This is a genomic window from Dactylosporangium sp. NPDC050588 (assembly GCF_040654975.1).
Classification (GTDB): domain Bacteria; phylum Actinomycetota; class Actinomycetes; order Mycobacteriales; family Micromonosporaceae; genus Dactylosporangium; species Dactylosporangium maewongense.
Map to the genome: position 1 here is coordinate 43,384 of NZ_JBFAJA010000027.1, position 26,229 is coordinate 69,612.

General features: G+C 71.5%; 26 protein-coding genes and 1 pseudogene. 3 read left to right on the forward strand and 24 right to left on the reverse strand.

Annotated elements, in window-relative coordinates:
- Positions 1-70 precede the first annotated feature (70 nt).
- Positions 71-1,333: an extracellular solute-binding protein gene (locus tag AB0I21_RS20320; protein ID WP_360563127.1), complete on the reverse strand. Its 1,263-nt coding sequence runs from the start codon at positions 1,331-1,333 to the stop codon at positions 71-73.
- 210 nt (positions 1,334-1,543) lie between these two features.
- Between AB0I21_RS20320 and AB0I21_RS20325 the strand changes: the two genes are divergently transcribed.
- A complete protein-coding gene (locus AB0I21_RS20325) occupies positions 1,544-2,356 on the forward strand; it encodes an IclR family transcriptional regulator (protein ID WP_360563129.1) in 813 nt (270 codons plus the stop codon).
- A 17-nt stretch (positions 2,357-2,373) separates the two neighbouring features.
- On the opposite strand, the gene AB0I21_RS20330 is transcribed toward AB0I21_RS20325, so the two are convergent.
- From AB0I21_RS20330 to AB0I21_RS20435, 22 genes are all read right to left on the reverse strand, one after another.
- On the reverse strand, positions 2,374-2,754 hold the full coding sequence (locus AB0I21_RS20330; RefSeq protein ID WP_360563130.1) for a Rid family detoxifying hydrolase: 381 nt from the start codon (positions 2,752-2,754) through the stop codon (positions 2,374-2,376).
- Positions 2,755-2,797: 43 nt separating this feature from the next.
- Positions 2,798-3,610 carry an IclR family transcriptional regulator gene (locus AB0I21_RS20335; protein WP_360563132.1) on the reverse strand — a complete coding sequence of 271 codons (813 nt, stop codon included), beginning with the start codon at positions 3,608-3,610 and terminating at the stop codon, positions 2,798-2,800.
- Complete coding sequence (locus AB0I21_RS20340; protein ID WP_360563133.1) at positions 3,594-4,430, reverse strand: hypothetical protein; 837 nt, start codon at positions 4,428-4,430, stop codon at positions 3,594-3,596. The genes AB0I21_RS20335 and AB0I21_RS20340 overlap by 17 nt, the downstream gene beginning before the upstream one ends.
- Positions 4,427-5,587, reverse strand: a complete 1,161-nt coding sequence (locus AB0I21_RS20345) for an aminotransferase class V-fold PLP-dependent enzyme (RefSeq protein ID WP_360563135.1) — start codon at positions 5,585-5,587, stop codon at positions 4,427-4,429. Before AB0I21_RS20345 ends, AB0I21_RS20340 begins: the two co-directional genes overlap by 4 nt.
- 14 nt (positions 5,588-5,601) lie before the next feature.
- On the reverse strand, positions 5,602-6,684 hold the full coding sequence (locus AB0I21_RS20350; RefSeq protein ID WP_360563137.1) for an amidohydrolase/deacetylase family metallohydrolase: 1,083 nt from the start codon (positions 6,682-6,684) through the stop codon (positions 5,602-5,604).
- 115 nt (positions 6,685-6,799) lie between these two features.
- Positions 6,800-7,765, reverse strand: coding sequence for a Gfo/Idh/MocA family oxidoreductase (locus AB0I21_RS20355; protein WP_360563139.1), 966 nt, complete (start codon positions 7,763-7,765; stop codon positions 6,800-6,802).
- Positions 7,766-7,776: 11 nt separating this feature from the next.
- Positions 7,777-8,538 (reverse strand): SDR family oxidoreductase, encoded by a 762-nt coding sequence (locus tag AB0I21_RS20360; protein ID WP_360563141.1) that lies wholly within the window; start codon positions 8,536-8,538, stop codon positions 7,777-7,779.
- Positions 8,535-9,503, reverse strand: coding sequence for a hypothetical protein (locus AB0I21_RS20365; protein ID WP_360563143.1), 969 nt, complete (start codon positions 9,501-9,503; stop codon positions 8,535-8,537). The genes AB0I21_RS20360 and AB0I21_RS20365 overlap by 4 nt, the downstream gene beginning before the upstream one ends.
- Positions 9,500-10,378, reverse strand: coding sequence for a carbohydrate ABC transporter permease (locus AB0I21_RS20370; RefSeq protein ID WP_360563144.1), 879 nt, complete (start codon positions 10,376-10,378; stop codon positions 9,500-9,502). Before AB0I21_RS20370 ends, AB0I21_RS20365 begins: the two co-directional genes overlap by 4 nt.
- Positions 10,375-11,301, reverse strand: a complete 927-nt coding sequence (locus AB0I21_RS20375) for a sugar ABC transporter permease (RefSeq protein ID WP_360563146.1) — start codon at positions 11,299-11,301, stop codon at positions 10,375-10,377. Before AB0I21_RS20375 ends, AB0I21_RS20370 begins: the two co-directional genes overlap by 4 nt.
- 1 nt (position 11,302) lies before the next feature.
- Positions 11,303-12,496, reverse strand: coding sequence for an ABC transporter substrate-binding protein (locus tag AB0I21_RS20380; protein ID WP_360563148.1), 1,194 nt, complete (start codon positions 12,494-12,496; stop codon positions 11,303-11,305).
- Positions 12,497-13,215: 719 nt separating this feature from the next.
- The gene (locus AB0I21_RS20385; RefSeq protein ID WP_360563150.1) at positions 13,216-13,707 is read right to left on the reverse strand and encodes a hypothetical protein; all 492 of its coding nucleotides are present in this window, start codon (positions 13,705-13,707) and stop codon (positions 13,216-13,218) included.
- Positions 13,708-13,722: 15 nt separating this feature from the next.
- Entirely contained in the window at positions 13,723-14,544 is an 822-nt protein-coding gene (locus AB0I21_RS20390; protein ID WP_360563152.1) for a hypothetical protein, read from the reverse strand.
- Positions 14,545-14,567: 23 nt separating this feature from the next.
- Complete coding sequence (locus AB0I21_RS20395; protein ID WP_360563154.1) at positions 14,568-15,797, reverse strand: MCE family protein; 1,230 nt, start codon at positions 15,795-15,797, stop codon at positions 14,568-14,570.
- Positions 15,794-17,203 (reverse strand): MCE family protein, encoded by a 1,410-nt coding sequence (locus AB0I21_RS20400; RefSeq protein WP_360563156.1) that lies wholly within the window; start codon positions 17,201-17,203, stop codon positions 15,794-15,796. Before AB0I21_RS20400 ends, AB0I21_RS20395 begins: the two co-directional genes overlap by 4 nt.
- Positions 17,200-18,420 carry an MCE family protein gene (locus AB0I21_RS20405; protein WP_360563157.1) on the reverse strand — a complete coding sequence of 407 codons (1,221 nt, stop codon included), beginning with the start codon at positions 18,418-18,420 and terminating at the stop codon, positions 17,200-17,202. Before AB0I21_RS20405 ends, AB0I21_RS20400 begins: the two co-directional genes overlap by 4 nt.
- A 1-nt stretch (position 18,421) precedes the next feature.
- Positions 18,422-19,411 carry an MCE family protein gene (locus AB0I21_RS20410; protein ID WP_360563159.1) on the reverse strand — a complete coding sequence of 330 codons (990 nt, stop codon included), beginning with the start codon at positions 19,409-19,411 and terminating at the stop codon, positions 18,422-18,424.
- Positions 19,408-20,445: an MCE family protein gene (locus tag AB0I21_RS20415; protein ID WP_360563161.1), complete on the reverse strand. Its 1,038-nt coding sequence runs from the start codon at positions 20,443-20,445 to the stop codon at positions 19,408-19,410. Before AB0I21_RS20415 ends, AB0I21_RS20410 begins: the two co-directional genes overlap by 4 nt.
- Positions 20,442-21,734, reverse strand: a complete 1,293-nt coding sequence (locus tag AB0I21_RS20420; protein ID WP_360563163.1) for an MCE family protein — start codon at positions 21,732-21,734, stop codon at positions 20,442-20,444. Before AB0I21_RS20420 ends, AB0I21_RS20415 begins: the two co-directional genes overlap by 4 nt.
- The gene (locus AB0I21_RS20425) at positions 21,731-22,534 is read right to left on the reverse strand and encodes an ABC transporter permease (RefSeq protein ID WP_360563164.1); all 804 of its coding nucleotides are present in this window, start codon (positions 22,532-22,534) and stop codon (positions 21,731-21,733) included. The genes AB0I21_RS20420 and AB0I21_RS20425 overlap by 4 nt, the downstream gene beginning before the upstream one ends.
- Position 22,535: 1 nt before the next feature.
- Complete coding sequence (locus AB0I21_RS20430; protein ID WP_360563166.1) at positions 22,536-23,297, reverse strand: ABC transporter permease; 762 nt, start codon at positions 23,295-23,297, stop codon at positions 22,536-22,538.
- Positions 23,294-24,403 (reverse strand): ABC transporter ATP-binding protein, encoded by a 1,110-nt coding sequence (locus AB0I21_RS20435; protein WP_360563168.1) that lies wholly within the window; start codon positions 24,401-24,403, stop codon positions 23,294-23,296. Before AB0I21_RS20435 ends, AB0I21_RS20430 begins: the two co-directional genes overlap by 4 nt.
- A gap of 8 nt (positions 24,404-24,411) precedes the next feature.
- Here AB0I21_RS20435 and shbA point away from each other — a divergent pair, with 8 nt between their 5' ends.
- On the forward strand, positions 24,412-24,990 hold the full coding sequence (gene shbA / locus AB0I21_RS20440) for an RNA polymerase sigma factor ShbA (RefSeq protein ID WP_360563170.1): 579 nt from the start codon (positions 24,412-24,414) through the stop codon (positions 24,988-24,990).
- A 46-nt stretch (positions 24,991-25,036) separates the two neighbouring features.
- Positions 25,037-25,798, forward strand: a complete 762-nt coding sequence (locus AB0I21_RS20445; RefSeq protein ID WP_360563172.1) for an anti-sigma-D factor RsdA — start codon at positions 25,037-25,039, stop codon at positions 25,796-25,798.
- 94 nt (positions 25,799-25,892) lie between these two features.
- Here AB0I21_RS20445 and AB0I21_RS20450 read toward each other — a convergent pair.
- Positions 25,893-26,075: pseudogene (locus AB0I21_RS20450) on the reverse strand (IS6 family transposase); the annotation flags it as partial.
- Positions 26,076-26,229: the final 154 nt, after the last annotated feature.

The following is a 26,229-nucleotide window of genomic DNA, read 5'->3' on the forward strand; positions in this document are numbered from 1 at the left end:
GGCCCTCCTTCGGGGGGATCGTGCGCGGTAGGTGCCGCTTGGCCCAGCACCTACCGCGCCGGCGGCGGGGTCAGCCCCCGACCGCCGCCTTGGCCTCCTGGGCCGCCTTGGCGAGGGCCTCCTCGGGCGGGACGTTCTGCAGCAGCACCTTCTCGATCCACTGCAGGACGATGTGGCGGATCTGCGGGGTCTTGGCCTCGAACCCGTCCACCACGGCGTCGTGCGAGAACGGCGCGTTCGCCCGGTAGGCGGTGACCCACGGGTTGGCCTTCACGTACGTTTCGGGGACGGTCGTGTCGACGGCCACGGTCGAGGCGTTGCCGATGACCTCGGAGAGCTTCTGCTGCGGCTGCGGCTGGACCAGCCAGCGCAGGAAGTCCTTGGCCAGCTCCTTGTTCTTGGAGTGCTTGTTGACGACGAAGTAGATGCCGACCTGGCTGGTGTTCTTGCCGGGGAACGGCAGCTTCGAGGACATGATGGAGGTGCCCGGCACCTTCTCGCTGATCATCGCGGTCGGCGCGCCGGTCGCGTCGATGAGCATGGCCAGCTTGCCCTCCTTGAACTTCGTGCGGAAGGTCGACGCGTCGTCACCCACGGCGAAGGCGCCGGAGTCGTAGACGGCCTTGTATGCCTTGAGCGCGGCGATGTTCTCCGGGCGGTCGATGGTGAGGGTCTTGCCGTCGGACCAGCCGCCGCCGAAGCCCTGCGGCCAGTTGTTGAAGTCGATCCACCACGGGTTCTCCTCGGCGATGCGGTGGCGCACCGCGAAGCCGGTGATGCCCGTCTTCTCCTTGATGGTTTTCGCCGCGGTGACGAGTTCCTCGGGCGTGGTCGGTGGCTGGACCCCGGCCTGGGCCAGGATGTCCTTGTTCCACAGCAACGCGTAGGGCGCGATCTGGGCGGTGACGGCGAGCTGCTTGCCCCGCCACTTGCCGCCCTCGTTGGTGACGTTGAGCTTCGCGTCGGCGCCGAAGACGCCGTCGAGCGGTTCGAGGACGCCTGCCTCGGCGAGCTCGGGCAGGAACGTGTCGGCGACGGCGAACACGTCGGGGCCGCCGCCCGCGGCGATCTGCGTCTTGATGGTGGTCTCGTAGTCGGCCCGGGTGATTTCCTGCTTGGTCAGCGTCGCCTTGGGATTCTGCTGCTGGTAGCCCTGGAAGGTCTCCCACATCTTGGCGCCGTAGCTCGGTGCGAGCAGGTCCCAGTGGGTGATCTCGAGCGTGCCGCCGTCCTGGGCGGACTTGGTGGGTTCGTCGGTGTCGCCGCATGCGGCCGTCAGGCTCAGTGAAGCCACGACAGCGGCCGCCAGAAGTGCGGATCGGTATCTCAACATTCCAGTCCACCTCGTGTGGCAGTCGGTGTGTCGGAGGGACGCGGGACTTGGTCCACGACTGTAGACGCGGTGATCGGATATGGGAATACTCGTTCAGATATCTGAATCTGCTGCCTATTATCACAGCTCAGCACCGATGGATTGCCTACGATCGGACGCGTGTGGCACCCTGCTCGGGACTCAACTCACGGACAAAGATGGACGGAAACCATGGCGCCGACACCCCGATCTCAGGACGCCGCAGACGCCGCGACGCCGGCCGGCTCGATCAAGTCGGCCGAGCGGGTTCTGCAGATCCTGGACCTGGTCGCGCGGCACAGTGACGGGATCGACGCCAGCGGCATCCGCACCGCCCTGAAGCTCCCCCGCAGCAGCCTGCACGGGCTGCTGCGGGTGCTCTCGGACCACGGCTACCTGTTCGTGGACCCGGACTCCCGGGTCTACCGGGTCGGGCTGCACGCCTGGGAGGTCGGGCAGGCGTACTCACACAACCAGAACATCACCGTCCTCATTGGACCCGAGATGCGCGCGCTGCGCGACGAGCTCAACGAGACGGTGCAGCTGGCCGTCCTGGACGGCCTCGACAACGTCTATCTGGCCAAGGAGGAGTCCGACCATCCGCTGCGCCTGGTCTCCGGCGTCGGCCTGCGGCTGCCCGCCCACACCACGGCGCTGGGCAAGGTGCTGCTGGCCGGCCTGCCCGCGGGCGAGCTGCGCCGCCGGCTGATCGGGGTCACGTTGCAGCGGTTCACCAAGAGCACCGTCGGCGACAAGGCCGAGCTGCTGCGCCGGCTCGCGGCCGTGCGGACCAACGGTTTCGCCGAGGACGACGGCGAATACACCGTCGGGCTCTACTGCGTCGCCGTGCCGGTGCGCAGCGAGTCCGGGGCGGTCGTCGCCGCCGTGAGCTGTTCCACCCCCTCCGCCCGCGCGGGCGCCGCCGGCGACCGCGCCCAGCGATACCTGCCGGCACTGCGAGCCTGCGCAGGCCGGCTCGCCCCGCTGATGGCCCCGCTGTCCTGAGCGCCGCGGGCGTGGCGTCAGCCGCCGGCTGCCGCCACGCAGTCGATCTCGACGAGCATGCCTGCGGCCAACGTCGACCCCACCGTCGTGCGCACCGGGTGCGGCTCGGACATCAGCCGGCCATACGCCCGGTCGAAGGCGGCGAAGTCGGCCAGGTCCGCCAGGTGCACGGTGACCTTCACGACCCGGCTGAGTGAGCTTCCGCCGGCCCGTAGCACCTCGTCGAGATTGCGCAGGACCTGGACGGTCTGCTCGCCGACGTCACGGCCGACGAGCTCCCCAGTGGCCGGGTCGACCGGTCCCATCCCGGCAGTGAAGAGCAGCCCGTTGACGAGCAGCCCCTGCGAGTACGCCCCGGCCGGGGCCGGGGCCCGGTCGGTCCGGATCTGCTGCACCATGTCTCCAACTTCCGGTTGAGTGTCTGATGTGGACGAACACTGGTCACTGGCCACCGCCTCGCCAGCCGAGGTCACGGGACATCGCGTCGCAGTGGCGGGTCAGCGTGTTCACCAGGTGGTCACGGTGCGCCGGTCCCTCACCGAGCCGGACGCGGGGGATGGAGCAGCTCATCGCGGCCACCACGCGCCCGGTGCCGTCCCTGACCGGTACGGCGACGCAGAAGACCCCAGGGGTGTACTCGCCGTCGTCCTCGCCGAAGCCGCGCTCACGGATCTCCTGGACCCGCTCGAAGAGCTGCTGCGACGTGGCGATGGTGTGCTGAGTGAACTTGCGCATGCTCACGCCCTCGAGGCGTGCCTTCAGGTCCGCCGGATCAAGGTAGGCCAGCAGTACCTTGCCGAGGCCGGTGGCGTAGGCGGGCAGTCGCATCCCGACCCGGGACACCAGCCGCAGCGGATGGTCGGCCTCGACCTTGGCGATGTAGACGTTGTCGATGCCGTCGAGCACGGCGAGCTGCACGGTTTCGTTGAGCTTGTCGCGGGCCGCCCGCAGGTGCGGTTCGGCCCGGCGGGCGAGACTGTCCAGGTAGGCGAAGCTTTGCGCGGTCTCCCAGACCCGCACCCCGATCCGGTAGCGCCGCCGCTCCTCATCCAGATAGATCCAGCCACGGCCCACCAACGTGCCCAGCAGCGCGTGCAGGCTGCTCTTGGGAAAGCCCAGGTCCTGGCTGATCTGCGGGAACGTCGCGCCGGAGGGGTGCGCCGCCAGGTACTCCATGAGATCCAGAACCCGCTCGGCAGACTTGACACCGGTCGTGGACTGGACGTTCGGCGGGGGGTTACGGGTGGCGGTCATGACGCTGGCCTCCTTGCGTGCTGGGGTGTGACCGGCTGTCCCGACCAGGTTCGATCGGGAAGCGCGCCGCGTTGCCCGGGTCGTGCAACGCCACCACCTCATCACACACGCGTCGATACTGTTTGATGGCCCGGCGGCACGCGGCGGCGTCCTCGGCGATGCCGATCGGGAGCTCCTCGGCGATGTTGCGGTCGAAGAACGCCGTCTCCAGCAGGCCGACCACGCCGTCGGCACAGCGGACCCGGACGCCGGCCGACCCGGGGTGGTGGCCGCCGGTCGTCTCGAACTCCAGCCCGGGCGCCACGGTGACCGGCCCGTCGGTCAGCACGAGCCGCCCGGCGACCGCCAGATCCCGCAGCAACGACCAGGTGCCGCTCGTGAAGTAGAACTCGGTCGGTGGGTGTCCCGGCGGCGCGCACAACATCTCCCGTACCCCGGCGTACGAGGCGTAGATCGTGGCCCGCGGGAGCAGGTTCGGCAGGAGACCGCCGGTGTGGTACGTGATCGTCTGGGTGAGCAGGACGAAGTCGACGTCCTCGCCGCGGACCCCGAGCGCGCCGAGGGCCTCCGGCAGCAGCCGCACGTCGTGGAACGCGCATCGCGGGTCGAGGGCCTGATTGGCCGTCTCCAGCGCCGCCCGGTCGGCGTCGCCGATCGGCAGGCCGGTGTCGATCAGCCCGGTCCGCTCGCCGTCGGTGACCAGCCAGACGTAGAACCACAGGTCGTAGAAGTCGTGGTCGTTGCGGCCGAAGAACGCCGCCGAGCCCACGATCGGCATGCGGGCCACCGGCGCCGCCGCCAGCCGCCACGGGCTCGTCATTGGTCGAGCACCTCGACCAGTCGCTTCGCAAGCGCGGCACCGTCGCCGGGCCGGAGTCCCATCGGGTTGACGACGAGCACGCCCTGCCAGGCGCGGTCCTCGCCGACGTGGATGCGAGGCGTGCCCCGGTCCAGCTCGCGCACAACGTCATCGGCGTCGCGACCGGACGCGGACAGGTCGATCTCGAGTACCGGCACGTCGAGGTGGTGCTCGTAGCCGTCCCGGACCGCGCACCGGGCGTCGGCCTCCAGCACGGCCCGGATGTCGGCCAACTCCTGCGCCCCGTGCCGGTGGTGGGCGTCCGGGTCCCGGACGAACGCCCGCAGGGCGACGAGCAGACCGACGATCTGCTCGCGGCCGACCTTCATGCCCCGGCCGATGCCGTGCCGGCCGCGGACGGGGTCGGCGCCGGTGATCTCCGAGCGCTGCCAGGTACGGGGCCGGATGTCCATGTCCTGGTGGTGCAGGGCGACGGCGCCGACCAGGTCGGCCCGGCCGCAGAGGATCCCGGCGGTGTGCGGGCCCCGGAAGGCCTTTCCGGCGCTGATCGCGACCAGGTCGGCGCCGCCGTCGAACAGTTCCGCGAGCCTCGCCAGGGGTGGTACGTCCATCGCGGCATCGACGAGCACCGGCACATCGGCGCGGTGGGCCAGTTCCGAGACCTCGGCGATGCCGAGGTGGTCGCCGCCGCGGCCGGGCCGCCACAGCACCAGCGCGGCCCGTTCGTCGAGCTCCCGGACGAGCTCGTCGGGGCGGGTCGAGCCGGGATAGCCGATCTCGACCAGGTCCGCGCCGACGGCGGTCAGCGCGTGGTCGTAGGGGTCCCGGTGGGCCCGCTGGATGATGACCCGGCGGCGGGGCCCGGCGACATCGGGCAGCACGTCGATCGCCGCCGGGCGGTCGCCGGCGAGACAGACGGCGGTGGCGAGGCTCAGGGCCGCGGCGGCGCCGCTGGTGACGTAGGCGGCGGGCGCGCCGAGCAGGGCCGCGATCTCGGCGCCGGCGGCCTCCTGGAGCTCGTCCATGCGCACGTTGCGCGCGCCCGCCGCCCGCATCGCCTCCACGACGTCGTCGGACAGCGGCAGGCCGCCCAGCCGGGTGGCCGGCCCGACCGCGTTGATGATGGTGCGCACGCCCAGTTCAGCATAGATGTCCATGTGTCGATGCCCTTTCAGATTGGTTCGGCGCGGTACACGATCTCGCCGGCCCGGACAGTCAGCACGGCCGCGACGGCCGGGGCCGGGTCTTCGGTCACCCGCAAAACCGCGACGTCGGCCGGTGCACCGGCGCGGAGGGTCCCGACGCCGGCGCCGTCCAGCCCGGCGACCCGGGCCGGCGCCACCGTCGTGCGGCGGACCACCTCGGGCAGGGCGACGCCGAGCCCGAGGAACTTCGCCATCACGTCCGGCAGGCCGCCGACGATGTCGCGGGAGTAGGTGTGCAGGTCGGAGCTGATCGTGTCGGGCAGGAACCCGGCGCCGACCGCGGCCCGGGCCTGTTCCAGGTCGAAGCCGCACATGCCGTGCCCGACGTCGAAGAGCACGCCGCGCTGCCGGGCCTCGGAGACCAGGTCGACGACCCGGCCGTGCTCGGTGTACGGGGTGCCGGACAAGCCGGTGAAGCAATGAGTGAGGACGTCGCCGGGGCCGAGCCGGGCCAGGATGTCGGCCAGAGACGCCGGCGGCGGCCCGAGGTGCACCATCAGCGGCAGCCCCTCGGCGTCGGCGACCTCGCGAGCCCGGTCCAGGGCGACGACGCCGTTGTCGCCGGCGACATCGGCGGACGCCCGGACCTTCACGCCGATGATCCGTTCCCGGTGTTCGGCGATCGCCGCGCGGCAGGCGGCGGGGTCGACGTACGGGAGGGTCTTCAGCTCTCCGGAGAGCAGGATGCTCGTGGCACCGACGGTGGAGATGTTGATGAACGCGCCGATCCGGGTGCGGGCCTGTTCGACCGTACCGCGGACGAACGCCCCGAACAGGTGCGCGCCGGCGCTGCCGGTGTCCACCATGGTCGTGACCCCGCTGGGCGGGCCGACCACGTCCGGATCGACACCGAGGTCCTGGCCGACGAAGACGTGCGTGTGCAGGTCGACCAGGCCAGGCGTCACCACCAGCCCCGACACGTCCACGACCCGGTCCGCCGCGCCGGCGGTGCCGGCGATCCGCCCGTCGCGCACGACGACGTCCCCCGGGGCCAGGGTGCCGGTCTCGGGGTCGCAGACCAGGCCGCCGCGGAGCACGAACCCGTTCATGCCATCACCTCCGCTGCGCTCCGGCGCCGGCCTGCCTGATCCCTGCACCCCTGATGACCGGCCCCTCCACTACGCTCCGGACCGGTCATGCGCCCTCCGCTGCGCTCCGGACCGCTCATGACAGCCTCACCGGCTGCCCGGTGCGGGCCGACTCGGCCGCGGCGGCGGCGCAGACCACGGCCAGCCGCCCGTCCTCGGCGGCCGGGACGGCGGGCTCCGGCCCGGCGCAGGCCGCCATGAACGCCGAGAGCTGCCGGCACAGCCAGTCGTCGCCGGCGTACGACTCGGCCCGCTCTCCCGCCGTGGACGACACGGCGAGCGTGCCGCCCTGCTCGATCCGCAGCTGCCCGGCGCTGCCCTGCACGACGGTCAACGACCGGGGGCCGGCCACGTGCGTGCGACCGAACGACAGCGCGATCCCGGCGACCGCCCCGGACGCGAACGTCCCGGTGATCGCGGCCGCCGACTCGGCTTCCCCGGCCAGGCCGGTGGTGCGGCAGGTCAGCTCGGCCAGGGGCCCGCCGACCAGCCACGGCAGCCGGTCGAAGCAGTGGTGCGCCTGCAGCTGCAGGATCCCGCCGCCGCGGCCGGCGTCCCAGTACCAGGACGGCGTGTCGGGCGTCGCCTCGACGATCACGTCGGTGACCGACAGCGGCTCCCCGATCACGCCGTCGGCGACCAGCCTTCGGGCCGCGAGCCACTCGGCCCGGAACCGGTAGCTGAACCCGACCATGAGCACGATGCCGGCCGCGTCCCGGGCCGCGATGATCCGGTCCGCCTCGGCGACGGTGTTGCACAGCGGCTTGTCGATCAAGACGTGGACGCCGCTTGCCGCCGCCTCGACGCAGGCGTCGGCGTGGCCGTCGTGAGGCAGCCCGAGGTAGACGGCGTCGACCGCGCCGGAGTCGAGCAGTTCGGGGAAGCCGGCGAACGGGATGCCGCCCGACCGGTCGGTCAGCGCGGCGGCGCGTTCGGGAACCGGGTCGGCGACGGCGGTGACTCGCACCCCGGGCAGCCCTTCGGCGGTCGCCGCCACCTTGGCGCCCATGATCCCGGCGCCGACGATGCCAAGCCTGATCACGACGTCGCTCCTCACATGCCCAGCAGCTCGCCGCCGTCGACGACGATGTCGCCGAGCAGGATGTGGGAGCTCTCCGCGGAGAGCAGGAAGCGCACCACGGCGGCGACCTCGCTGCCGCGGGCGACCCGGCCGGCCGGGATCCGGGGGCGGAACGCCAGCAGGCTGCCGTCGGCCAGGTCGTCGACGGAGGCGTGGTCGCTGGCGAGCTGCCGCATCATCTCCGTGTCCGTCGGCCCGGGCGAGACGGTGTTGACCCGGACCCCGCTGCCAGCGACCTCCAAGGCGAGGACCCGCAGCGACTGGCGCAGGGCGGCCTTGGACGCCGCGTAGGCGGCCTGCCGCATCCGGGGCATCCGCGCGGCGACGGACGCGACCGCCACGATGGACCCGCTCCCGCGGGCGGCCATGCCGGCGGCGTAGCGGCGGGCCACGTCGAAGCAGCCGATGGTGTTGACCCGGAGGATGCGCTCGAAGTCGGCAACGGTGACGTCGAGGGTGGGTGAACTGTCGAAGACCCCGGCGGCGATCGCGACCTTGTCCGCCTCGGCGGTCTCGTCGACCAGGTCCTGTACCGATTTCTCGTCGGTGATGTCGACGTGGCGGGCAGTCGCCTCGACGCCCTGCAACCGCAGCGTAGCCGCGACGCGTTCGACGAGGGCGGCGTCGATGTCGGCGAGGACCAGCCGGTCGCCGGGGCAGGCGCGGGCAAGGTCCTCGCCGATCGCCTGCCCGATGCCTCGACCCGCGCCGACCACGACTGCCGTTGTGCTCATGGTTGTTCTCCAGGTTCTGTGGCGGGCGCCGCCGCAAACGCGAACGCCCGGGCGGGGTTTGCGACCGTCATGCGGTGGATGTCCTCCTCGGACACTCCCCGGTCGCGCAGCATGGGCAGGAAGGTCTCGATCACGTTGGCGTAGCCCGGTCCGCCGTACGCGGCGAGCTGGCCCAGCTCGCAGATGTCGTTGGACAGCATCAGCTGCCCGGCCAGTCCCATGGCACACAGCTCGGCGACGTTGTCGGCCCGGAACGACAGGGGCGCGTAACCCTGCACGAAAGCCAGGTTGTCGATGTTGAGCCAGGCGCCCCGTTCGGCGATCGGCAGCCACCACTTCGTCCCGCGCCGGTCGCCCAGGTGCGACACGATGACGCGGGCCGGGTCGACCCGCTCCTCGGCGAGCAGGTCGAGCTGCTCGAGGGCCAGCTCGCCCCAGTGGGTGGTGTGGGTCATGATCGGGCAGCCGGTGCGGCGGTGGGCCCGGCCGGCGGCGCGGAACACCCGCTCCTGGTGCGGGGTGATGTGGCCGCGCTCGGTGCCGATCTCGCCGATGAAGCCGGGGCGGATGCCGCTGCCGTCGACGCCGTCGGTGATCTCGGCGACGAGGCGGTCGGCGAGGGCTTCGGTGCTGTCGGTGGTGATGTAGCCGGGGTAGACGACCTCGCGATACCAGCCGGCGCCCATCACGATGTTGACGCCGCTGGCCTCGCTGATCCGGCGCAGGGCCTGCGGGTCGCGCTTGAGCCCGATGTTCGTCGGGTCGCAGATCGTCCGGCCGCCGGCCGCGGCGAACCGGCGGACCTCCTCGACGGCGATCTCCTCGTCGTCGAGGATCGCCTCGTACAGCTGGCGCAGTCCCCACCCGTCGACCAGCACGTGGTCGTGGGTGAGGGTGTTGCCCATGTCCTCGGGATCGATCGGCCCGAGGACGGTCATGACCTTCCCGGCAAGACTTTCGATCATTTCACACTCCCTGCGGCGAGACCTGCCACGATGTACCGCTGAAACGCCAGAGCGATGAGCACCGGCGGGACGACCGTGAACATGGTGGCCGCGGCCAGCGTCGTCCAGGAGAACTGCTGGAGGTTCTGCAGGCCGGCCACGACCGGCGGCACTGTGAGGGCGTTGGTGAGCACCAGCGAGTAGAAGAACTCGCTCCACGCCTCCAGGAAGACCAGCAGGCCGGCGGCGATCAGCCCGGGCCGGGCGATCGGGGTGACGACCACCAGCAGGCAGCGCAACCGGGACGCGCCGTCGACCTCGGCGGCCTCCTCCAGCTCCTTGGGTACGCTGTCGAAGTACGTCTTGAGCAGCCAGATCGCCAGCGGCAGCGTGAACGCGTTGTAGCTGATGATCAGGGCGAGCGACGTGTTGAGCAGCCCGAGCTGCCGGAACGCGACGAAGAACGGCAGCACGATCGCGATGGCCGGCACCACCCGGGAAGCGAGCAGCAGCAGGTACGCAAGGCGCGAGCCGCGGAACTCGTACCGCGAGAACGCGTACCCGGCGGCACCGGCGATGACCAGGTTGCTGGCGACCACGGCGACGCCGACGACCAGGCTCCGGGCGATCGCCGGCATCAGCCGGGCGACCGCGTCGGTGCTCGAGACGATCCCGCCGTCCTGCCCGGTGGAGAACGGCGCGCTGTTGCCGGTGAAGATGGCGACATAGTTGGCCAGCGTGGGGTCGTGCGGCCACCAGTGGAACGGCTTGGCGCCGATCTCCGACGGACCCATGAAGCTGCTCAGCACGGTGAAGTACAGCGGGAACAGGATCCAGACGAGGAACAGCGCGAACCCGAGGTAGATCCCAGCCGAGGCGAGCCGTGAGCGCTTCACTCGACGCCCTCCGTGATAGTGCTCGAGCGGTACAGCAGCTTGACGAACACGAACCCGAGGACGAGCGCGATGCCGCCGAGGACGACGGCGGTGGCCGAGCCGAGGCCGGTGTTCGTGTAGACGAATAGCTGCTGGTACAGGTAGATCGACAGGACCGAGGTGGCGTCGCCGGGGCCGCCCTGGGTCAGCGCCCAGATCGTGTCGAACTGCATGAACCCGAAGATCGTGTTGATGATGACCACGACGACGATGACCGGCCGCAGCCAGGGCAGGGTCAGGCGGCGCAGCCGCTGCCAGGCGTTGGCTCCGTCGACCATCGCGGCCTCCGGCAACTCCCGCGGGATCGTCTGCAGCCCGGCCAGAAACAGCAGCCCGGTGAACGACGCCTGCCGCCAGGCCCCGGCGAGCATCGCGACGATGAGGGCGCCGGTGCTGTCCGACAGCGGCGCCACGCCGTCCAGGCCGAGGGCCAGGAGGACGCCGTTGAGCGCGCCCACCTCACCGTCGACGAACCATTTCCAGATCATGCCGACCATCACCCACGGGCAGGCCCACGGGACGATGAGCAGGCTGCGGGCCAGCCACTGGCCGCGGAAGCCGGTGTTGAGCAGCAGCGCGAACCCGAGCCCCAGCAGGGTGGAGACGAGCAGGAAGCCGACCGCGTAGAGCACCGTTGTGGTGAGCGCGTGCCGGAACTGCTCGTCGGCGAACAGCGTCTGGAAGTTCGCGAAACCCGCCCACCGCGCCTCGCCGGCGAAGCTGACCCGCTGCAGCGAGTAGATCGTCGTGCGGATCGCCGGCCAGGCGACCAGTCCCAGCACGAACACCAGCGCCGGGGTGGCGAGGACCAGCCCGAACCGGGCGTCGGCCCGGGCCCGCGGCGACGTGCGCCGCCGCGGGGCCGGGGCCATCGTCTCGGCCATGCTAGCTGCCCGCGGCGGCGAGGTTCTTGGCGTCCGCGGCGAGCCCGACGACGGTGTCCTTGACGCCGGCCTGGCCGAGCAGCATCGCCTGGAGCCGGTCGCCGACCTTGACCTGGAACGAGGCGTACCACGGGGCGACCCGCGCCGGGACCACGTCGCTCTGGTTGGCGAAGGCGTCCTCCAGCTTCGGCATGTCGTAGTAGTCCGGGAACGCGGCCAGGAAGTCCTTGTCCTTGAACAGCCCCGGGTACGGGCCGAGCAGCGCCGCCGCCTTCGCCCAGGACGTGAACGTGGAGTACTTGCCGGCCTCGTCCTTCCAGCCGTAGAACTTCAGCAGCTTCCAGGCCTCCTCGGCCCGCGCGCCGCCCGCCGTGGCCCCGATCTGGATGACCTCACCGATCTGCAGCGTCTTGCCGGCCGTGCCGGGGTGGCGATACAGCATCGTGACGTTCTTCGACTCCGGACCGTCGGCCGTGCGCACGATCTGCAGGAAGTAGTGGTGCAACTCGAAGAACGTGGAGTTGCCCTGTGCCATCGCGGTGACGTGCGCGCCCGGGTCGGCGGTGAGCACCTCCTTGGACGTCAGTCCCTCCTGGTACATCGCCTTCCACCACTCCATGACGCCGAGCGTCTTGGCGTCGTCGGCGAAGACCGGGGCACCCTTGGCGTCGAACGGCGTGATCCCGTCGGCCAGCAGGTAGACGAGGAAGTACTCCTCAAGGAACTGCTTGGTCCAGTAGCCCGCGTACGGGCTGGCCACCCCGGCGGCCTTGAGCTTCTTGCACTGCTCGTACACCTCCTCCTTCGTGGTCGGAGGTGCGCTGATGCCGTGTTTCTGTAGGTGGCTCTGGTTGTACATGAGACTGTGCACCGCGGAGAAGTACGGGACGCTGATGATCCGGCCGTCCGCGAGCCGGTGCCGGGCCGCCGACGCGGGGAACATGTCGTTGAGCATGTCCTCGACGCCGGCGAACTTGTTGAGCGTTCCGGCCCAGCCCGCGTCGACGTACTTGGTCGAGGCGTAGGCGAAGTTGTAGAAGGCGTCGATCGCCTGGCCGCCCTGCAGCCGCGTCTGCAGGGCCGGGCCGTAGCCGACGTTCGGGATGAGGGACAGATCCACGCCCACGCCGGACTGGTCCTTGAAGGACGACAGCAGGGTGCGGATCTGATCCGGGTACGCCTCCCAGGCGGTCATCGACAGCGTCCCGGGAGTGTCGTTGGTCTTCGGAGTGGACGCACCGCCGCACGCAGCGAACAGCGACGCCGTGGGAACGGTCAGGCCCGCCGCAAGCGCGCCGCGCAGCAGGCTCCGACGAGAGATCGACGTGCTGGTGGAGAACAAACCCGGGATTGGGCGCCGCTCATCCATGTGACCCTCCGGCCGGCCAGATGGTTCATATACATGAACCTAAGTTCTGAGATGAGCATTCGTACCAGGTCAGTGAGGCGCAAGCAAGAGACGCTTCATCGAGTTGGGGTCGGACGGGTCCCGGATCCGGACCGCGCCATTCACGTCGAGTGCCGCAACACGCCCTGCCCGCCACCTGCCGACGTGCCACGGACCGCCTGATCGAACTGCTGGCCCGGCGCGCCGGCGGCGACCCGGACGCGATCGAGCGCCCGCCCGGCGTGGTCGGTCTGCCACTTCAGCGAGTTCTGCGCCCCGTAGGGTTGCGGGTGCCGACAATGACGTCCGCCCTGTTCACGGTCACTTTGACCGCCACAACGAGATCTTGCGTCTGTCAACGTGCCCGGGTTTGTCGTACCGCTGACGACCGCTGGGCGAGGATGTCTGGTTGTGTTGCTCCGACTGGCCTACCTCGGCGTGACCAACACGCTGGCGATGCTGCGCCTGCTGCCCATGAGCGACCGTGCCAGGGACGCTGAAATCCTCGCACCTGCAAGGCCGGACGCTCAGATGGCGACGGCGTTCGAGACCTTCCACGCCCCGTCGACGGGCACCATGGTGAGTACCACGCGGTTCTGGTCGACCTTCTCACCCGTGATATTCGTGTTGCGACGGTACTGGTTGAGGTAGAGCAACAACTCGACGCGTTCCGGGCCGGCGCTGACGACGCCGGAGGCGGACACGGCCGCGCGGACGATTGCCTGTTCCGACACTGCGTTGGGTTTGAGTGCGGCGGTCGTCCGGCCGTACTCGTCGGCGAATTGGCCGGTCACAAACGTCCGCGCGTTCGCGACGCTGGTGTCGAAGCTGCGGTAGTCGTACGAGAAGATCGCCTGCGCGGCGGCGGTTGCGGCGGCGAGCGACTGGCGGACCGCCACGTCCCGCTGGTGCGCCTGCTGGTGCTCGTACCAGCCCGCGCCGGCGAGACCCAGACCCAGCGCGATGGCAAGGGCGAGCGCGACGACGCCCTTGCGGTACCCCTTCGGAAACATCGGCATGACGGACCTCCTGCTTCAGCCGACGAACTGCAGTCGGGACACGAGCCAGCGGCCCGATCCGCGGTCGTGGGCGACGTCGACCTGGATGCGGTAGTGCGAGGCGCGCCCCTCCGGCGACTTGGCGTTGCGGACGGTCGCGTCGACGGCGACCAGCACGACGGCGGTGCTGCGGTCGCCGGAGACCAGTGCTGCGCGGAGCACCGTCCCGCGCGACTCGACGTTGTTCTCCACGACCGCGGCCCGCACCTGCGTCTGGCCGCGGGTGAACTCGTCGCGGAAGTCGCCGGTGGCGCCGGCGACGATCCGCTGCAGGTCGCGGTCGACGCTGGCGGCGCTGACCGAGACGAAGTTGACGGTCGTCTGTTTCGCCGCGGCGAGGGCCTGCTGGTGGGCGCGGTCGAGCATCCGGTCGTCGTACCAGCGGCTGCCGAAGACGCCCGCCCCTGTGACGGCCGCGCACATGACGACCACCAAGACGATGGTGCTGAGCGCGGGCCGGGAGAACCGGATCCGGCTGCGCGGGGCCGACTCGCGACGCTGCACCGTGCGGCGGTGCGGTCGCGGCCTGACACGCTTACCCGGTTCCGGCGCGCGCTTCTGCTCCGTCGTGGACTCGATCGTGGACTCGGTCGTGGCCTCCGCCGCGTCCGGTGGGGCCAGGGAGTCGTCGGACAGGACGGGCTCCTCGTCGAGATGTCGCAGGACGGCGGTGATCGGGTCACGCTGCCGCCGTGTGCGGCGGGTGGCCGTGCGGCGCCGGACGCTGCGCGGCGGGAGCTCTGTCCTGGCCGCGCCGCCGTGCACGAGCTTCAGGGTCGGGTGCTCAGGTGCGGACACAACTGCCTCCATCCGAAGGTGCGCTACGGGGTGAGCCCGGCCAGCAGGAGCTGTTTCCAGGACTGGTCCCCGGCGAGTTCGTACTGCCCGCCGGTCGTGCCGAACAGCAGCGGGTGGCCGTCCGTGCTCAACGCCAACCCGGACGCCGGGTCGTACCCGCCGGTCTCGCCCGATGGGCCGGGCGGTGGTGGGTCGCTGCCGCTGGGGCGCGGTGCGTTGTTCGTGCCCCGGACGCTCGAGCCCTGGGCCTGGTCGGCGGCGCCGCAGCGGGTGCCCTGCCCGTATTTGCAGGGCGGTGGGTCGTCGACGTTGAGCACCAGACCGAGGTGGGCGGTGCCGTCCCCGGGCGTGACGGTGAAGCCGCCGGCGACCGCCAGCGGATACACGACGAGGATCTGCTCGATGCCGGGCAGGCGGCGCGCTGCGACGCCGTTGACCGACACGAGGTTGCCCAGCAGCGTGCCGATCGTGGGGTCGAGCGCGTCCAGCAGCGTCACGAGTTCTCGGGCGGCGGGTGGCGCATCGGTGATGAGCCGCCGCAGGTCGGGGTCGGACGAGCGCAGTGTCGCGGCGATCTGCGCCAGTCCGCTCGCCCATTGCCGGATCGCCGCCGCGGACTCCTCCTGGGTGGTGAGCACGGTGCGGCCGTCGCGCAGCAGGGTGAGCGTCTGCGGCAGGCTCGCCGACGCCTCCCGCAGGATCAGGTCGCCGGCGTCGAGGATGCGGCGCAGCGCCTGCTCGTTGCCCTCGAAGGCGGTGCCGAACTCGTCGATGACGATGGACAGGGCGGCCGGGTCGACGGAGCGCACGAGCGCGTCGAGGTTGGCCAGCAGCGTCTCGGGGGCCAGTGGGACGCCGGTGCGGCTGCGCGGGATGACCGAGCCGTCCCGGAGGTACGGGCCGGCGTCGGTGGCCGGGCGCAGGTCCAGGAACTGCTCGCCGACGGCGGAGCGCTGTCCGACGACGGCCCGGGTGTCGCTCGCGACCCGGACGCCGTCGTCCAGCCGCAGCCGTGCCCGGGCATTGCCGTCGTGCAGCGTGACGGCCTCGACCCGGCCGACCGGCACCCCGCGGTACGTGACCGGCGCGTTGGCGAAGAGGCCGCCCGCCTCGGCGAAGTCGGCGTAGACGACGTACCCGCGGCCGAGGAGCCGGTCGCCTAGCCCGACGTACGTGACGCCGACATAGACGACGCCGACCAGCCCGACCACGAGAAACGCCAGGACCTGCAGCTTGGCGGAGCGTCGGATCATGGCAGCAGCCCTCCTCCGAGAACGTCGGGCAGCCCGCCCTGCCGCCCGGTGACGGCGCCGGTCGCGGGTGGCAGCAGGCAGCCGGGCGACAGTGCGGTGCCGGGCGGCAGCACCGTTCCGGGCGGGAAGACGGTGCCGGGCGGCACGATGCCGCCGGGCGGGAGCAGGCTGCCGGGCGGCGGGACGCTGCCGGGCGGCAGCAGGGTGCAGTCCTTCGGCAGGTCACAGCCGGACGGGGGCCGCCAACCGGGCGGCAGTACCCCGCCGACCGGCAGGCACGGCAGCGGCAGTACGCCCGGCAGCGGCGGCGTGGTGACCGGCGGCTTCGGGCTCTTCCCACCCGTCGCCGGGTTGGACTTCCCCGGTTGTGCGCCACCGGTCGCCGCTGGCGCCGGACCGGCCGGCGCGGTCGCGACGAGCAGGTTCGAAAGGATCGTCGGGGCGTCGAGGTCCGCGGTCGCTCCGAGGTTGACGAAGTCCCCGACGATCGCGCCGGTCACGTTGGGCGGGAACGGGAACGTCAGCATGAAGTCCAGGGACTTCGGCAGCGCGTCGCCCGCCTTCACCAGCTGTTCGAAGATCGGCTGGAGCGCGCGCAGGGACGCCAGGGTGTCGTCGCGGCTCTGGTTGACCACCTGGGTGCCGACCCGGCCCAGCTCACCCAGGGCGGTCAGCGCGAGAGTGAGCTGCTCCCGCTGCTCCTCGAGAACGGTCAGGCCCGGGGCGAGGGAGCCCAGCGCCGTGCCGATGACGTCCCGCTGCCGGGACAGCTGCCCGGTCAGGCGGTCGAGCGAGTCGACCGCGCGCACGATGTCGGCCTTCTGCTCGTCCAGGCCGCCGACGAAGGTGTCGAGCTGGTGCAGCACGTCCTTCGCCTCCGGCTCGCGCCCGTCGAGAGCCTTGGCCAGCTCCTCGTTGATCGTCTTGAGCTGCGCCAGGCCGCCGCCGTTGAGCAGCATGCCCAGCGCGGCCAGCACCTCCTCGACCTCGGCCGCCCGCCGGGTCCGGTCCAGCGGCACGACCGCGCCGTCGGTCAACCGGCCCCGCGGCGGCTCGGTCGCCGGCGGGTCGAGCGCCACGTACTTCTCGCCGAGCAGGCTGGTCTGGCGCACCGCCGCGGTCGCGTTCGCGGGCAGCCGCACGTCCCGGGCGATCCGCAGCCGAACGCGGGCCGTCCAGCCGGACAGCGAGATCTTCTCCACGCTGCCGACGGTCACGTCGTCGACCTTCACCGCGGCCTGCGGCACCAGGTCGAGGACGTCGGCGAACTCGGCCGTCACGTGGTACCCGTCGCCGCCGGATGCCCCGCCCGGCAGCGGGAGCCCGGCGACGTCGGGCAGCCCGCAGCCACCCACGAGGAGCGCGCCGGCGAGCAGCGCGACCAGGTGCCGTCCGGCGCGCTTCACGGCGTGCCTCCCAGGATGCCACCGACGGTGAGATCCCGCGTGACACCGGGCAGCTCGGGCAGTCCAGGTGGTGCCGGCAGTCCGGGCGCGGCCGGCTGGGCGGGCGCCGCGGCGCCGTTCGCGGCGGCCGGCAGGCCGAGAAGCTTGCGCAGCTGGTCGGTCATCGGCAGTCCCCGGGCGTTGAGGGTCTGGGCGAGTGCGAAGCACTCCTTGGGGATCTGCGCCGTCGGCACGAGGTCGACCATGACCGAGCACACGTAGCTCGCCGGGTCGTACGGCCCGAGCGCGTTGTCCCGCGTGTCGAGCGTCCCCGACGTGGCGTTGTAGGCCAGGTTGAGGTTCGACAAAGCCAGCGGGGTGACGTCGAGGATCTCGATGATCGCCTTCTGCTGCCGTATCAGGATGCCCGTCACGTCGGCCAGGGCGTCCACATCGGACTTCAGCGCGTCGCGGTTCTCCCGGATGAACGTGGTGACGTCGCCGAGCGCCGTCGCGAGGCTGCGCAGGGCGGCGGCCAGCTCGTCGCGCTCGCCGGCGAGCTGCCCGGCCACTGCGGCGAGCTGCTGGTTGAACCCCCGCACCTGCTGGTCGCTCTCAGCGAGAGCGGTGGTGAACAGCTGGAGGTTGACGACCGTGCCGAAGAGGTCCTGCCGCCCGTCGGCCACAGTGGACAGTGCGCGGTCGAGCCCGTCGAGCGTGGCGTGCAGGTTGTCGCCATTGCCCTCGAGATTCGCCCGACCGGCAGCGACGAGGTCCTTGAGCGCGCCGTCGGCGTTGGCGCCGCCCGGCCCGAGCGCCCGGTTGAAGTCGTCGAGCGCACGGTAGATGTCGTCGATCTCCATCGGCGCGGCCGTGCGCTCCACCGGCACGTCGGCGCCGTCGCTCAGGGCCGCGCCACCGTTGTACGCGGGGGTGAGCTGCACGTACCGGTCGCTGACGACGCTGGGCGGGATGATCAGCGCCTGGGCGCCGGCCGGGATCCGCCGGTCGGCGTCGTACCGCATCTCCACGCGGACGGTGCGGCCCTCCGGAGTCACCGAGACCACCTCGCCGATGCGCACCCCGAGCACCCTGACCGATGAGCCCTCGTGGATGCCGACCGTGCGGCTGAAATGCGCGACGAGACGCCGTTGCGGCCGCCCGGCCGGGAACACGACGGCTGCTGCCGCGGCGACGGCGAGCACCACACCCGCCGCGATGAGACGACGCCTGCGCATCTCAGCGCCCTCCCGTCGTCGGCTGGTACGGCTGGAGCAGCCCGCTGACGTAGGAGTCGAACCAGCGGCCGTTGCCGACCACGTTGGCGAACGCGTCGACGAACGGCCCCATCCTCTGGATGGTCTGCTCGAGGTTGTCGCGGTTGCGTTGCAACGTGGCCACCACGCCGCGCAGCTGCCGCAGGGCCGGCTCCAGCTGCTGCCGGTTGTCGGCGATCAGGCCGGACAGCTGCGTCGCGAGCGCATTGGTGCCGACCAGCAGGTCGTGGATGGCGTCCTTGCGGCGGCTGACCTCGGCCAGCAACGCGTTGCCGTCGGTGACGAGCTTGCGGAACTCCTCGTCGCGCGCGGCGAGCACCCCGGTGACGTTGTGCGCGCGGGCGAGCAGCTCGCGCAGCTCGGCGTCGCGGTCGCCGACCGTCTTGGACAGCCGCGACAGCCCGTCCAGCGACAGCTGCACACTCGCCGGCGTGTCGGCGAATGTCTGCGCCAGCGTGGTGAACGCGTTCGCCAGCTGGGTGGTGTCGATCGAGTCGAGCGTGTCGGCCAGGCCGGTCACCGCCTGGACCACGTCGAACGGCCCGGCGGTGCGCTCCAGCGGGATCTCGGCGTCGTCGGCGAGCCGGCCCGGCCCGTCGGGCGCGAGCGCCAGGTACTTCTGGCCCAGCACGGTCTTGATCCGGATCGTCGCGCCGGTGCGGGTGCCCAGCCGCACGTCGTGGTCCTCCAGCCGGAACCGCACACGCACGTACGGTCCGGTGTTGCCCTGCGCCAGGTCGACGCCGGTGACCTTGCCGACGCGGACCCCGGCGACGCGGACCTCGTTGCCGGGGACCAGCCCGCTGGCGTCGCGGAACGCCGCGCGGTACGAACCCTGAGCGGTCAGCGCCGCGAGCGCGTCGAGCTGGAACGCGCCGAGCATCAGCGCCGCCAGGACGGCCAGGCTGACCGCGCCGACCACGACCGGATTGCGTTCCCGGAACGGTTTCACGCGCCACCCCCCGGTTGCCGGCAACGCGCCGCCTGGGAGCTGAAGGTGGCCGGGTTGAGGTCGCCGCCCCCGGCCACGCTCACGTTGCCGTCGAAGTCGCAGAGGAAAAAGTTGAACCACGAGCCGTAGGACGCGACGCGGGTCAGCGCGGCATACCGCTGCGGCAGCCCGCCGAGCGTCCGGTCGATGACCGCGGCGTTGTCGTTGAGCGTGCCCGACAGGGTGCCGAGCGCGTTCACGTCGGCGGCGATCGCCGGCCGCGCGTCACCGAGCAGCGAGGCGGTCGCCCCGGTCAGCTGGCCGAGGTTCACCAGGGCGTCGCCGATCGCCAACCGGTCGGCCGCGAGCCCCGACACGAACTGCTGCAGCTGGCTGATCGTCACGTCGAGATCGCCGCTGTGGTCGTCCAGTGTGGACAGTACCGCGTTGAGGTTGGTGACGACCCGGCCGATCACCGCGTCGCGGTCGGCGAGCGTGTTGGTCAGCGAGGCGGTCCGCTGCAGCAGGCTCGCCATCGTGCCGCCCTCGCCCTGCAGAACCTGGATGATCTCGAAGGCGAGCTGGTTGACGGCCTGCGGGGTCAGCGCGGTGAACAACGGCCGGAAGCCGTTGAACAGCACCGTCAGGTCCAGCGCCGGGGTCGTCTGCGACTCGGGGATGACCTGGGACGGCCGCAGCGGCACGCCGTCACCCGGTCCCTCGCTCAGCGCCACGTACCGCTGGCCGACCAGGTTGCGGTACCGGATCTTCGCCCGGACGCTCGTCGTCAGCGGGATGTCGTCGGCCACGGTGAAGGCGATCTCCGCGACGGTGTTGCCGGCGACCTTGATGTCGCGGACCTCGCCCACCTTTACGCCGGAGATGCGCACGTCGTCGCCGACGAGCAGCCCGGTGACGTCGGTGAAGCGGGCCCGGTAGCGGGTGCCGCCCGTCGAGAACGCGCCCAGCGTCTGTGCGAGCAGGGCGGTCAGCAGCACGGTCACGGCCGCGAAGACGGTCAGCTTCACCAGCGGTGCGAGCACAGTCCGGTTCATGGCGCGTTCACCACCGCTCCGCGCAGCAGCGGGCCCCACAGCAGTACCGCGATGTCCGGCACCTCGGCGGGCGGCACGCCCATCGTCGCGCCCAGCAACGGCTCCAGCAGCTTGCGCTCCTCGGCGGTGCCGGCGTCGGCGGTGGGCAGCGGCGCCGCAGGGACCGAGCCCGGGATCAGCCCGACGGGCAGCTTCGACGGTCCGGGCCGAGCGGCACCGTAGTCGTACCCGTCGTTGATCGGGGTCTCCGGCGCGGGGACGTGCGGGTCCGGCAGGCCCCGGCAGTCGGGGCCGTTCCTCGCGCCGTGCACCGGCTCGTCCTTGCCTGGCACGAACCTGCCGTTGTCGCGGGTGATCTCCAGCGTGATGCGCATCCGCCCGGAGGCGAACACCTGCTCCACCCGCGGCTGCAGCGCCACCAGGCCATGCATCAGGCAGGGATACTCCGGCGCGTACGCGGCCAGCAGCTCCAGGACCGGCCGGCTCACGTCACCGACCTGGATGAGCTGGTCGCCGTGGCGTTCGAGGAAGAACCGGGTCACGTCGGCGGCCTCCGTGCTGTCGGCGAGGAACGCGGCGAGCTGGGTACGCTGGTCCGTGACGGTCGTGGCGGTCACCGACGCGTCGCGCAGGATGGCAAGCAGGTCCGGCATCGCGCCGTCGTAGACGTCCAGGACGTTGGCGAGCCTGCGCACGTCCTCGGCGATCAGCGGCATGTCCTTGTTCAGCGCGGCGAGGTAGCCGTCCAGGGAAACCAGCTGCTCGCCGAGCTGGTCGCCCTTGCCGTCGAGGGCCGTGGCGATCGCGCCCAGGGTCGCCGCGAGCTTGTCCGGCTGGATCGACTGCAGCAGCGGCAACGCGTCGTCGAGCACGCGCTCCAGCTCGACGCCGCTCGCGCTGCGGTCCTGCGGGATCACGTCCCCGTCGCGGATCGGGCGGCTGCTCTGCTGCGCGGGGGGCACCAGCGCGACGTACCGCTCCCCGAACAGCGTCTTGGGCAGCAGCCGGGCGCTGACGTCGGCGGGGATCTGCGGCACGAGCGCCGGGTCGAGCGCGAGCCGCAGCCGGGCGCCGGCGCCGGCGCTGGAGACGATGCGCACCTCGCCGACGACCACGCCGTGCAGCTTGACCTCCGCGCCGGGGCTCAGCTGCATGCCCGTTCGGCTCGCCCGCAGCGTCACCCAGGTCGTGTCGTCGAACGCCTTGCGGTATTGCAGCACGGCGAGGCTGAGCGCCGCGCCGAGCAGCGCCACGAAGGCGAGGCCCAGGAATCTGTGCCGCGCGTTCATCCGGCGATCCGCACCGTGGTGGTCGCGCCCCAGATGGCCAGCGACAGAAAGAAGTCCACGACGTTCACCGAGACGATCGCCAGGCGTACCGCACGACCGACCGCTACGCCCACCCCGGCCGGGCCGCCGGTGGCGGTGTAGCCGTAGTAGCAGTGCACCAGCACGACGATGACGCTGAACACCAGCACCTTGCCGAAGGACCACAGCACGTCCTCCGGCGGGAGGAACAGGTGGAAGTAGTAGTCGTACGTGCCGGCCGACTGTCCGAAATAGACGATTGCCATCGTCCGGGTGGCGAGGTAGCTGGAGAGCAGGCCCAGCACGTACAGGGGGATCACCGCGATGAAACCGGCGATCATCCGGGTGGTGACCAGGAATGGCAGCGACGGCACGGCCATCACCTCGAGGGCGTCCACCTCTTCGGAGATGCGCATCGCGCCGAGCTGCGCGGTGAAGCCGCAGCCGACGGTCGCCGACAGGGCCAGCGCCGCGACGAGCGGCGAGATCTCCCGGGTGTTGAAGTACGCGGAGATGAACCCGGTGAAGGCGCTGCTGCCGATCTGGTCGAGGGCCTGGTATCCCTGCAGCCCGACCTCCGTGCCGGTGAAGAAGGTGAGGAAGCAGATGACGCCGACCGTGCCACCGGCGACGGCGAGCGCTCCGGTGCCGAAGCTCACCTCGGCGAGCAGGCGAAGGACCTCCCGCTTGTACCGCCGGATCGTCCGCGGCGTCCAGGCGAACGCCCGCAGGTAGAACGCCAGCTGTCCGCCGAGATTGTCGAGCTGTCGCAGGACCGGCATGTCAGCTCCCCTTCTGCGGCACGATCTGGAAGTACACGGCGGTGATGACGAAGTTCAGCGCGAACAGCAACATGAACGTGATGACCACGCTGTGGTTGACCGCGTCCCCGACGCCCTTCGGCCCGCCGCGTGCCGTCATGCCCTTGTACGAGGCGACGAGCGCGGCGACCGCGCCGAAGCACAGCGCCTTGATCTCGCCGACGACCAGGTCCGGCAGCTGCCCCAGCGCCTGGAAGCTGGCCAGGTAGGCGCCCGGCGTGCCGCCCTGCATGACGACGTTGAAGAGGTAGCCGCCGGACACGCCCACCACGCTGACCAGGCCGTTGAGCAGGACCGCGACCAGCATCGTGGCCGCGATCCGGGGCGCGACGAGGCGGTGCAGCGGGTCGATGCCCAGCACCTCCATCGCGTCCAGCTCCTCGCGGATCTTCCGCGCCCCGAGGTCGGCGCAGATCGCCGAGCCGCCCGCGCCGGCGATGATGAGCGCGGTGACGATCGGGCCGGCCTCGCGAACCACCGCGAGCACTGACGCCGCGCCCGTGAACGACTGCGCGCCGAGCTGGCGGACCAGGGAGCCGAGCTGCAGCGCGATCACCGCGCCGAACGGGACCGAGACGAGTGCCGCCGGCAGGATCGACACGGAACTGACGAACCATGCCTGCTGCAGGAACTCGCGCACCTGGAACGGCCGTCGGCCGAGCCCCCGCAGCGCGTCGAGGCAGAACGCGAAGAACAGCCCGGACTGGCGCAGCGGCGCGGTCATCGGACCCACCCCGGTTCGGTGTGGAAGGACCCCGGCGGCGGAATGACGCCGTGCTCGAAGCACCATTCGCCGGGCGGTCGCTCCGCCCGGCGCGGCAGGCCGTCCGACGGCTGCAGTTGCAGCGGGATCGGCGGCAGGGGCGGAAGCTCGACACCGGCGTCGGCCTCGGCCTTGAGCTCGTCGGCGTCCTTCTCCTCGGCCATGCCGATCGGCCCGACCCGCTGCGCGTTGAGAAACTGCCGAACCACCGGCTCGGTGCTCGACAGCAGCATCTCGCGCGGGCCGAACATCGCCAGGTGGCCGTGGTAGATGAGCCCGATATTGTCAGGCACCGTACGGGCCGTGTTGATGTCGTGCGTGACGATCAGGAACGTCGCGTCGATCTGCTGGTTGAGGTCGATGATCAGCTGGTTCAGGTAGGCGGTGCGCACCGGGTCAAGACCCGAGTCCGGCTCGTCGAACAGGACGATCTCCGGATCGAGGACCAGCGCCCGGGCCAGGCCGGCGCGCTTGCGCATCCCGCCGGAGATCTCCCCGGGCAGCTTCCGCTCCGCGCCGACGAGGCCAACCATCTCCAGCTTCTCCGCGACGATCGCCCGGATCTCCCGCTCCGGCTTGCGGGTGTGCTCCCGCAGCGGAAACGCGACGTTGTCGTAGATGTTCATCGAGCCGAACAGCGCGCCGTCCTGGAACAGCACGCCGAAGAGCTTCCGCACCTCGTACAGCTCCCGCTCGCCGAGACGGGTCAGGTCGTGCTCACCGATCCAGATGGCGCCCCGGTCCGGCTTGAGCAGGCCGACCAGCGTCTTGAGGAACACCGATTTGCCGGTACCGGACGGGCCGAGCAGGACCGAGATCTCGCCGGCGGGCAGGGTGAGGCTCACGTCGGACCACACCGGCTGGGCACCGAAGGACTTCGCCAGTGCCTCGACACGCACCTCGACGCCCATCCGGCCCTCCTGCCTGAACCCGTTGCCTGTGACATCGCGGCACGGGCGCCCGGCGTAACACCGCGGCCGGAATTTTTTCGCGACCGCCCGTCCGGCTGGTGGGATCGGCCGCCGCCGGTTACCGTGCGGAAACCCCCCGGTAACGAAGGTGCACACCCAACGCGATGACGGCAACGATCGAACCAGAGCTCGTGGACCGCGCCCTGAGGGCCGATCCGGACGCCACGGCGGCGCTGCTCGCCAGGCTGCGGCCCGGCATCGTCCGCTACTGCCGGGCCAGGCTCGGGCGGGTGGGCGGCGCGTACACGACCGCCGACGACATCGCGCAGGAGGTGTGCCTCGCGCTGCTGCGGGCGATGCCCAAGTACCGTGACCAGGGGCGGCCGTTCACCGCCTTCGTCTACGGGATCGCGGCGCACAAGGTCGCCGACGCGCAACGCGCCGCCGTTCGCGACGCCGGGACGGCCCCGCTCGACACGCTCGCTGACCGGCCCGACGCGGCGCCGGGCCCGGAGCAGCGGGCGCTCAGCACCGATCTGGCACGGCGCCTGTCCGAACTGCTGGCCCAGCTGCCCGAGCCGCAGCGGGAGATCCTCGTCCTGCGGGTGGCGGTGGGGCTGCCGGCCGACGAGGTCGGCGCGATCGTCGGCATGTCCGCGCCCGCGGTACGGGTCGCGCAGTCCCGCGCGCTGGCCCGCCTGCGTACGCTGGCAGGCGACACGTTGGGCGAGGTGGCGGCGTGAACGGGCCGGCGCGTGACCGCGCTGTCGAGCGGAGCGAGGTGACGTGGTGACGGAGCGCAGTGGCGAGCCGCCCGTCGACCTGGCCGAGATCCAGGCCGACGACGCGCTGCTCGACGCCCTCGGCCACGGCGAACCGGCACCGGACGACGACGACCTCGCCGGCCTCCTGGCGGGCTGGAGGGCAGACCTCGGCACCGACCTACCCGCGGATCTCCCGTCCGGCATCCCGGTGCCGCTGCCCGCCCGCCGCCGCACCGGCGTCCGGAGGATGCTCGCCGGTGCCGTGGCGGCCGCTGTGCTCCTCGGTGGCGCGGCGCTCGGCGCCCGTCATTCGGGACCGGACAATCCACTCTGGCCGCTCACCCGGGTGCTGTACCCGCAGCAGGCCCACGTCCTGGCGGTGGAGCACACGATCGCGCTGGCCGGCGACGCGGCGGCGGCCGGACGCCACGACGACGCCCGCCGCCTGCTCGACGTCGCCGCGACGGACGTGGAACGGGTCGAAGACCCGGCGACGCGGCAGCGGCTGCGAGACCGGATCGAGGAGATCCGCCGCTCCCTGCCGGCGGCGACCGGCCCGGCCGCACCCGCCAGCACGCCGCCCACGCCGGTCACCCCCTCGGCCCCGGCGCCGTCGCCGGGCGTCACCACGCCGGGCCACACCCCCGGATCGGGTGGCGGGGATCCCACGACCGGTCCCGGTGGCCTCGTCCCCGGCCTGCCGACACCGCAGGTGCCGCCGCTGCCCGGGCCGAGTCTGCCGCTGCCACCGCTGCTGCCGTCGCTGCCGCCCGGACTCACCGGCTGAGCCGACTCCCGGGCGTCGTCGGCCGTTGCCGTATCCGGTGCCCCCTCAACCACCGGTCACCGGGCGCGTGCCGGGCGAACCTGGCCACGTCCGCGAGCAGCGGCGTGAAGCGCTGCACCCAGCGGAAGACGGTGACGTGGTCGACCTCCGTGCCACGCTCGAGCAGCAGCTCTTCAACGTCGCGGTAGGACAGCCCGTAGCGCAGGTACCAGCGGACCGCCACCACGATCGCCTCAGGCGGAAACCGGAACCCAGCAAACGCCGAACGCGCTGGCAGGACAGGGCCTCGCTGAGCTCGACGCTTCACTGGTCAAGCGTGCCTCGATCATGCGAACCGCCAACGCAACAGCACCCCGCCAACTGTGGCGCGGATGACCGAGGATCAAGGACTTTCGGGGGTGCTCACCAACGGGCCAAGTTCGATAGGATTG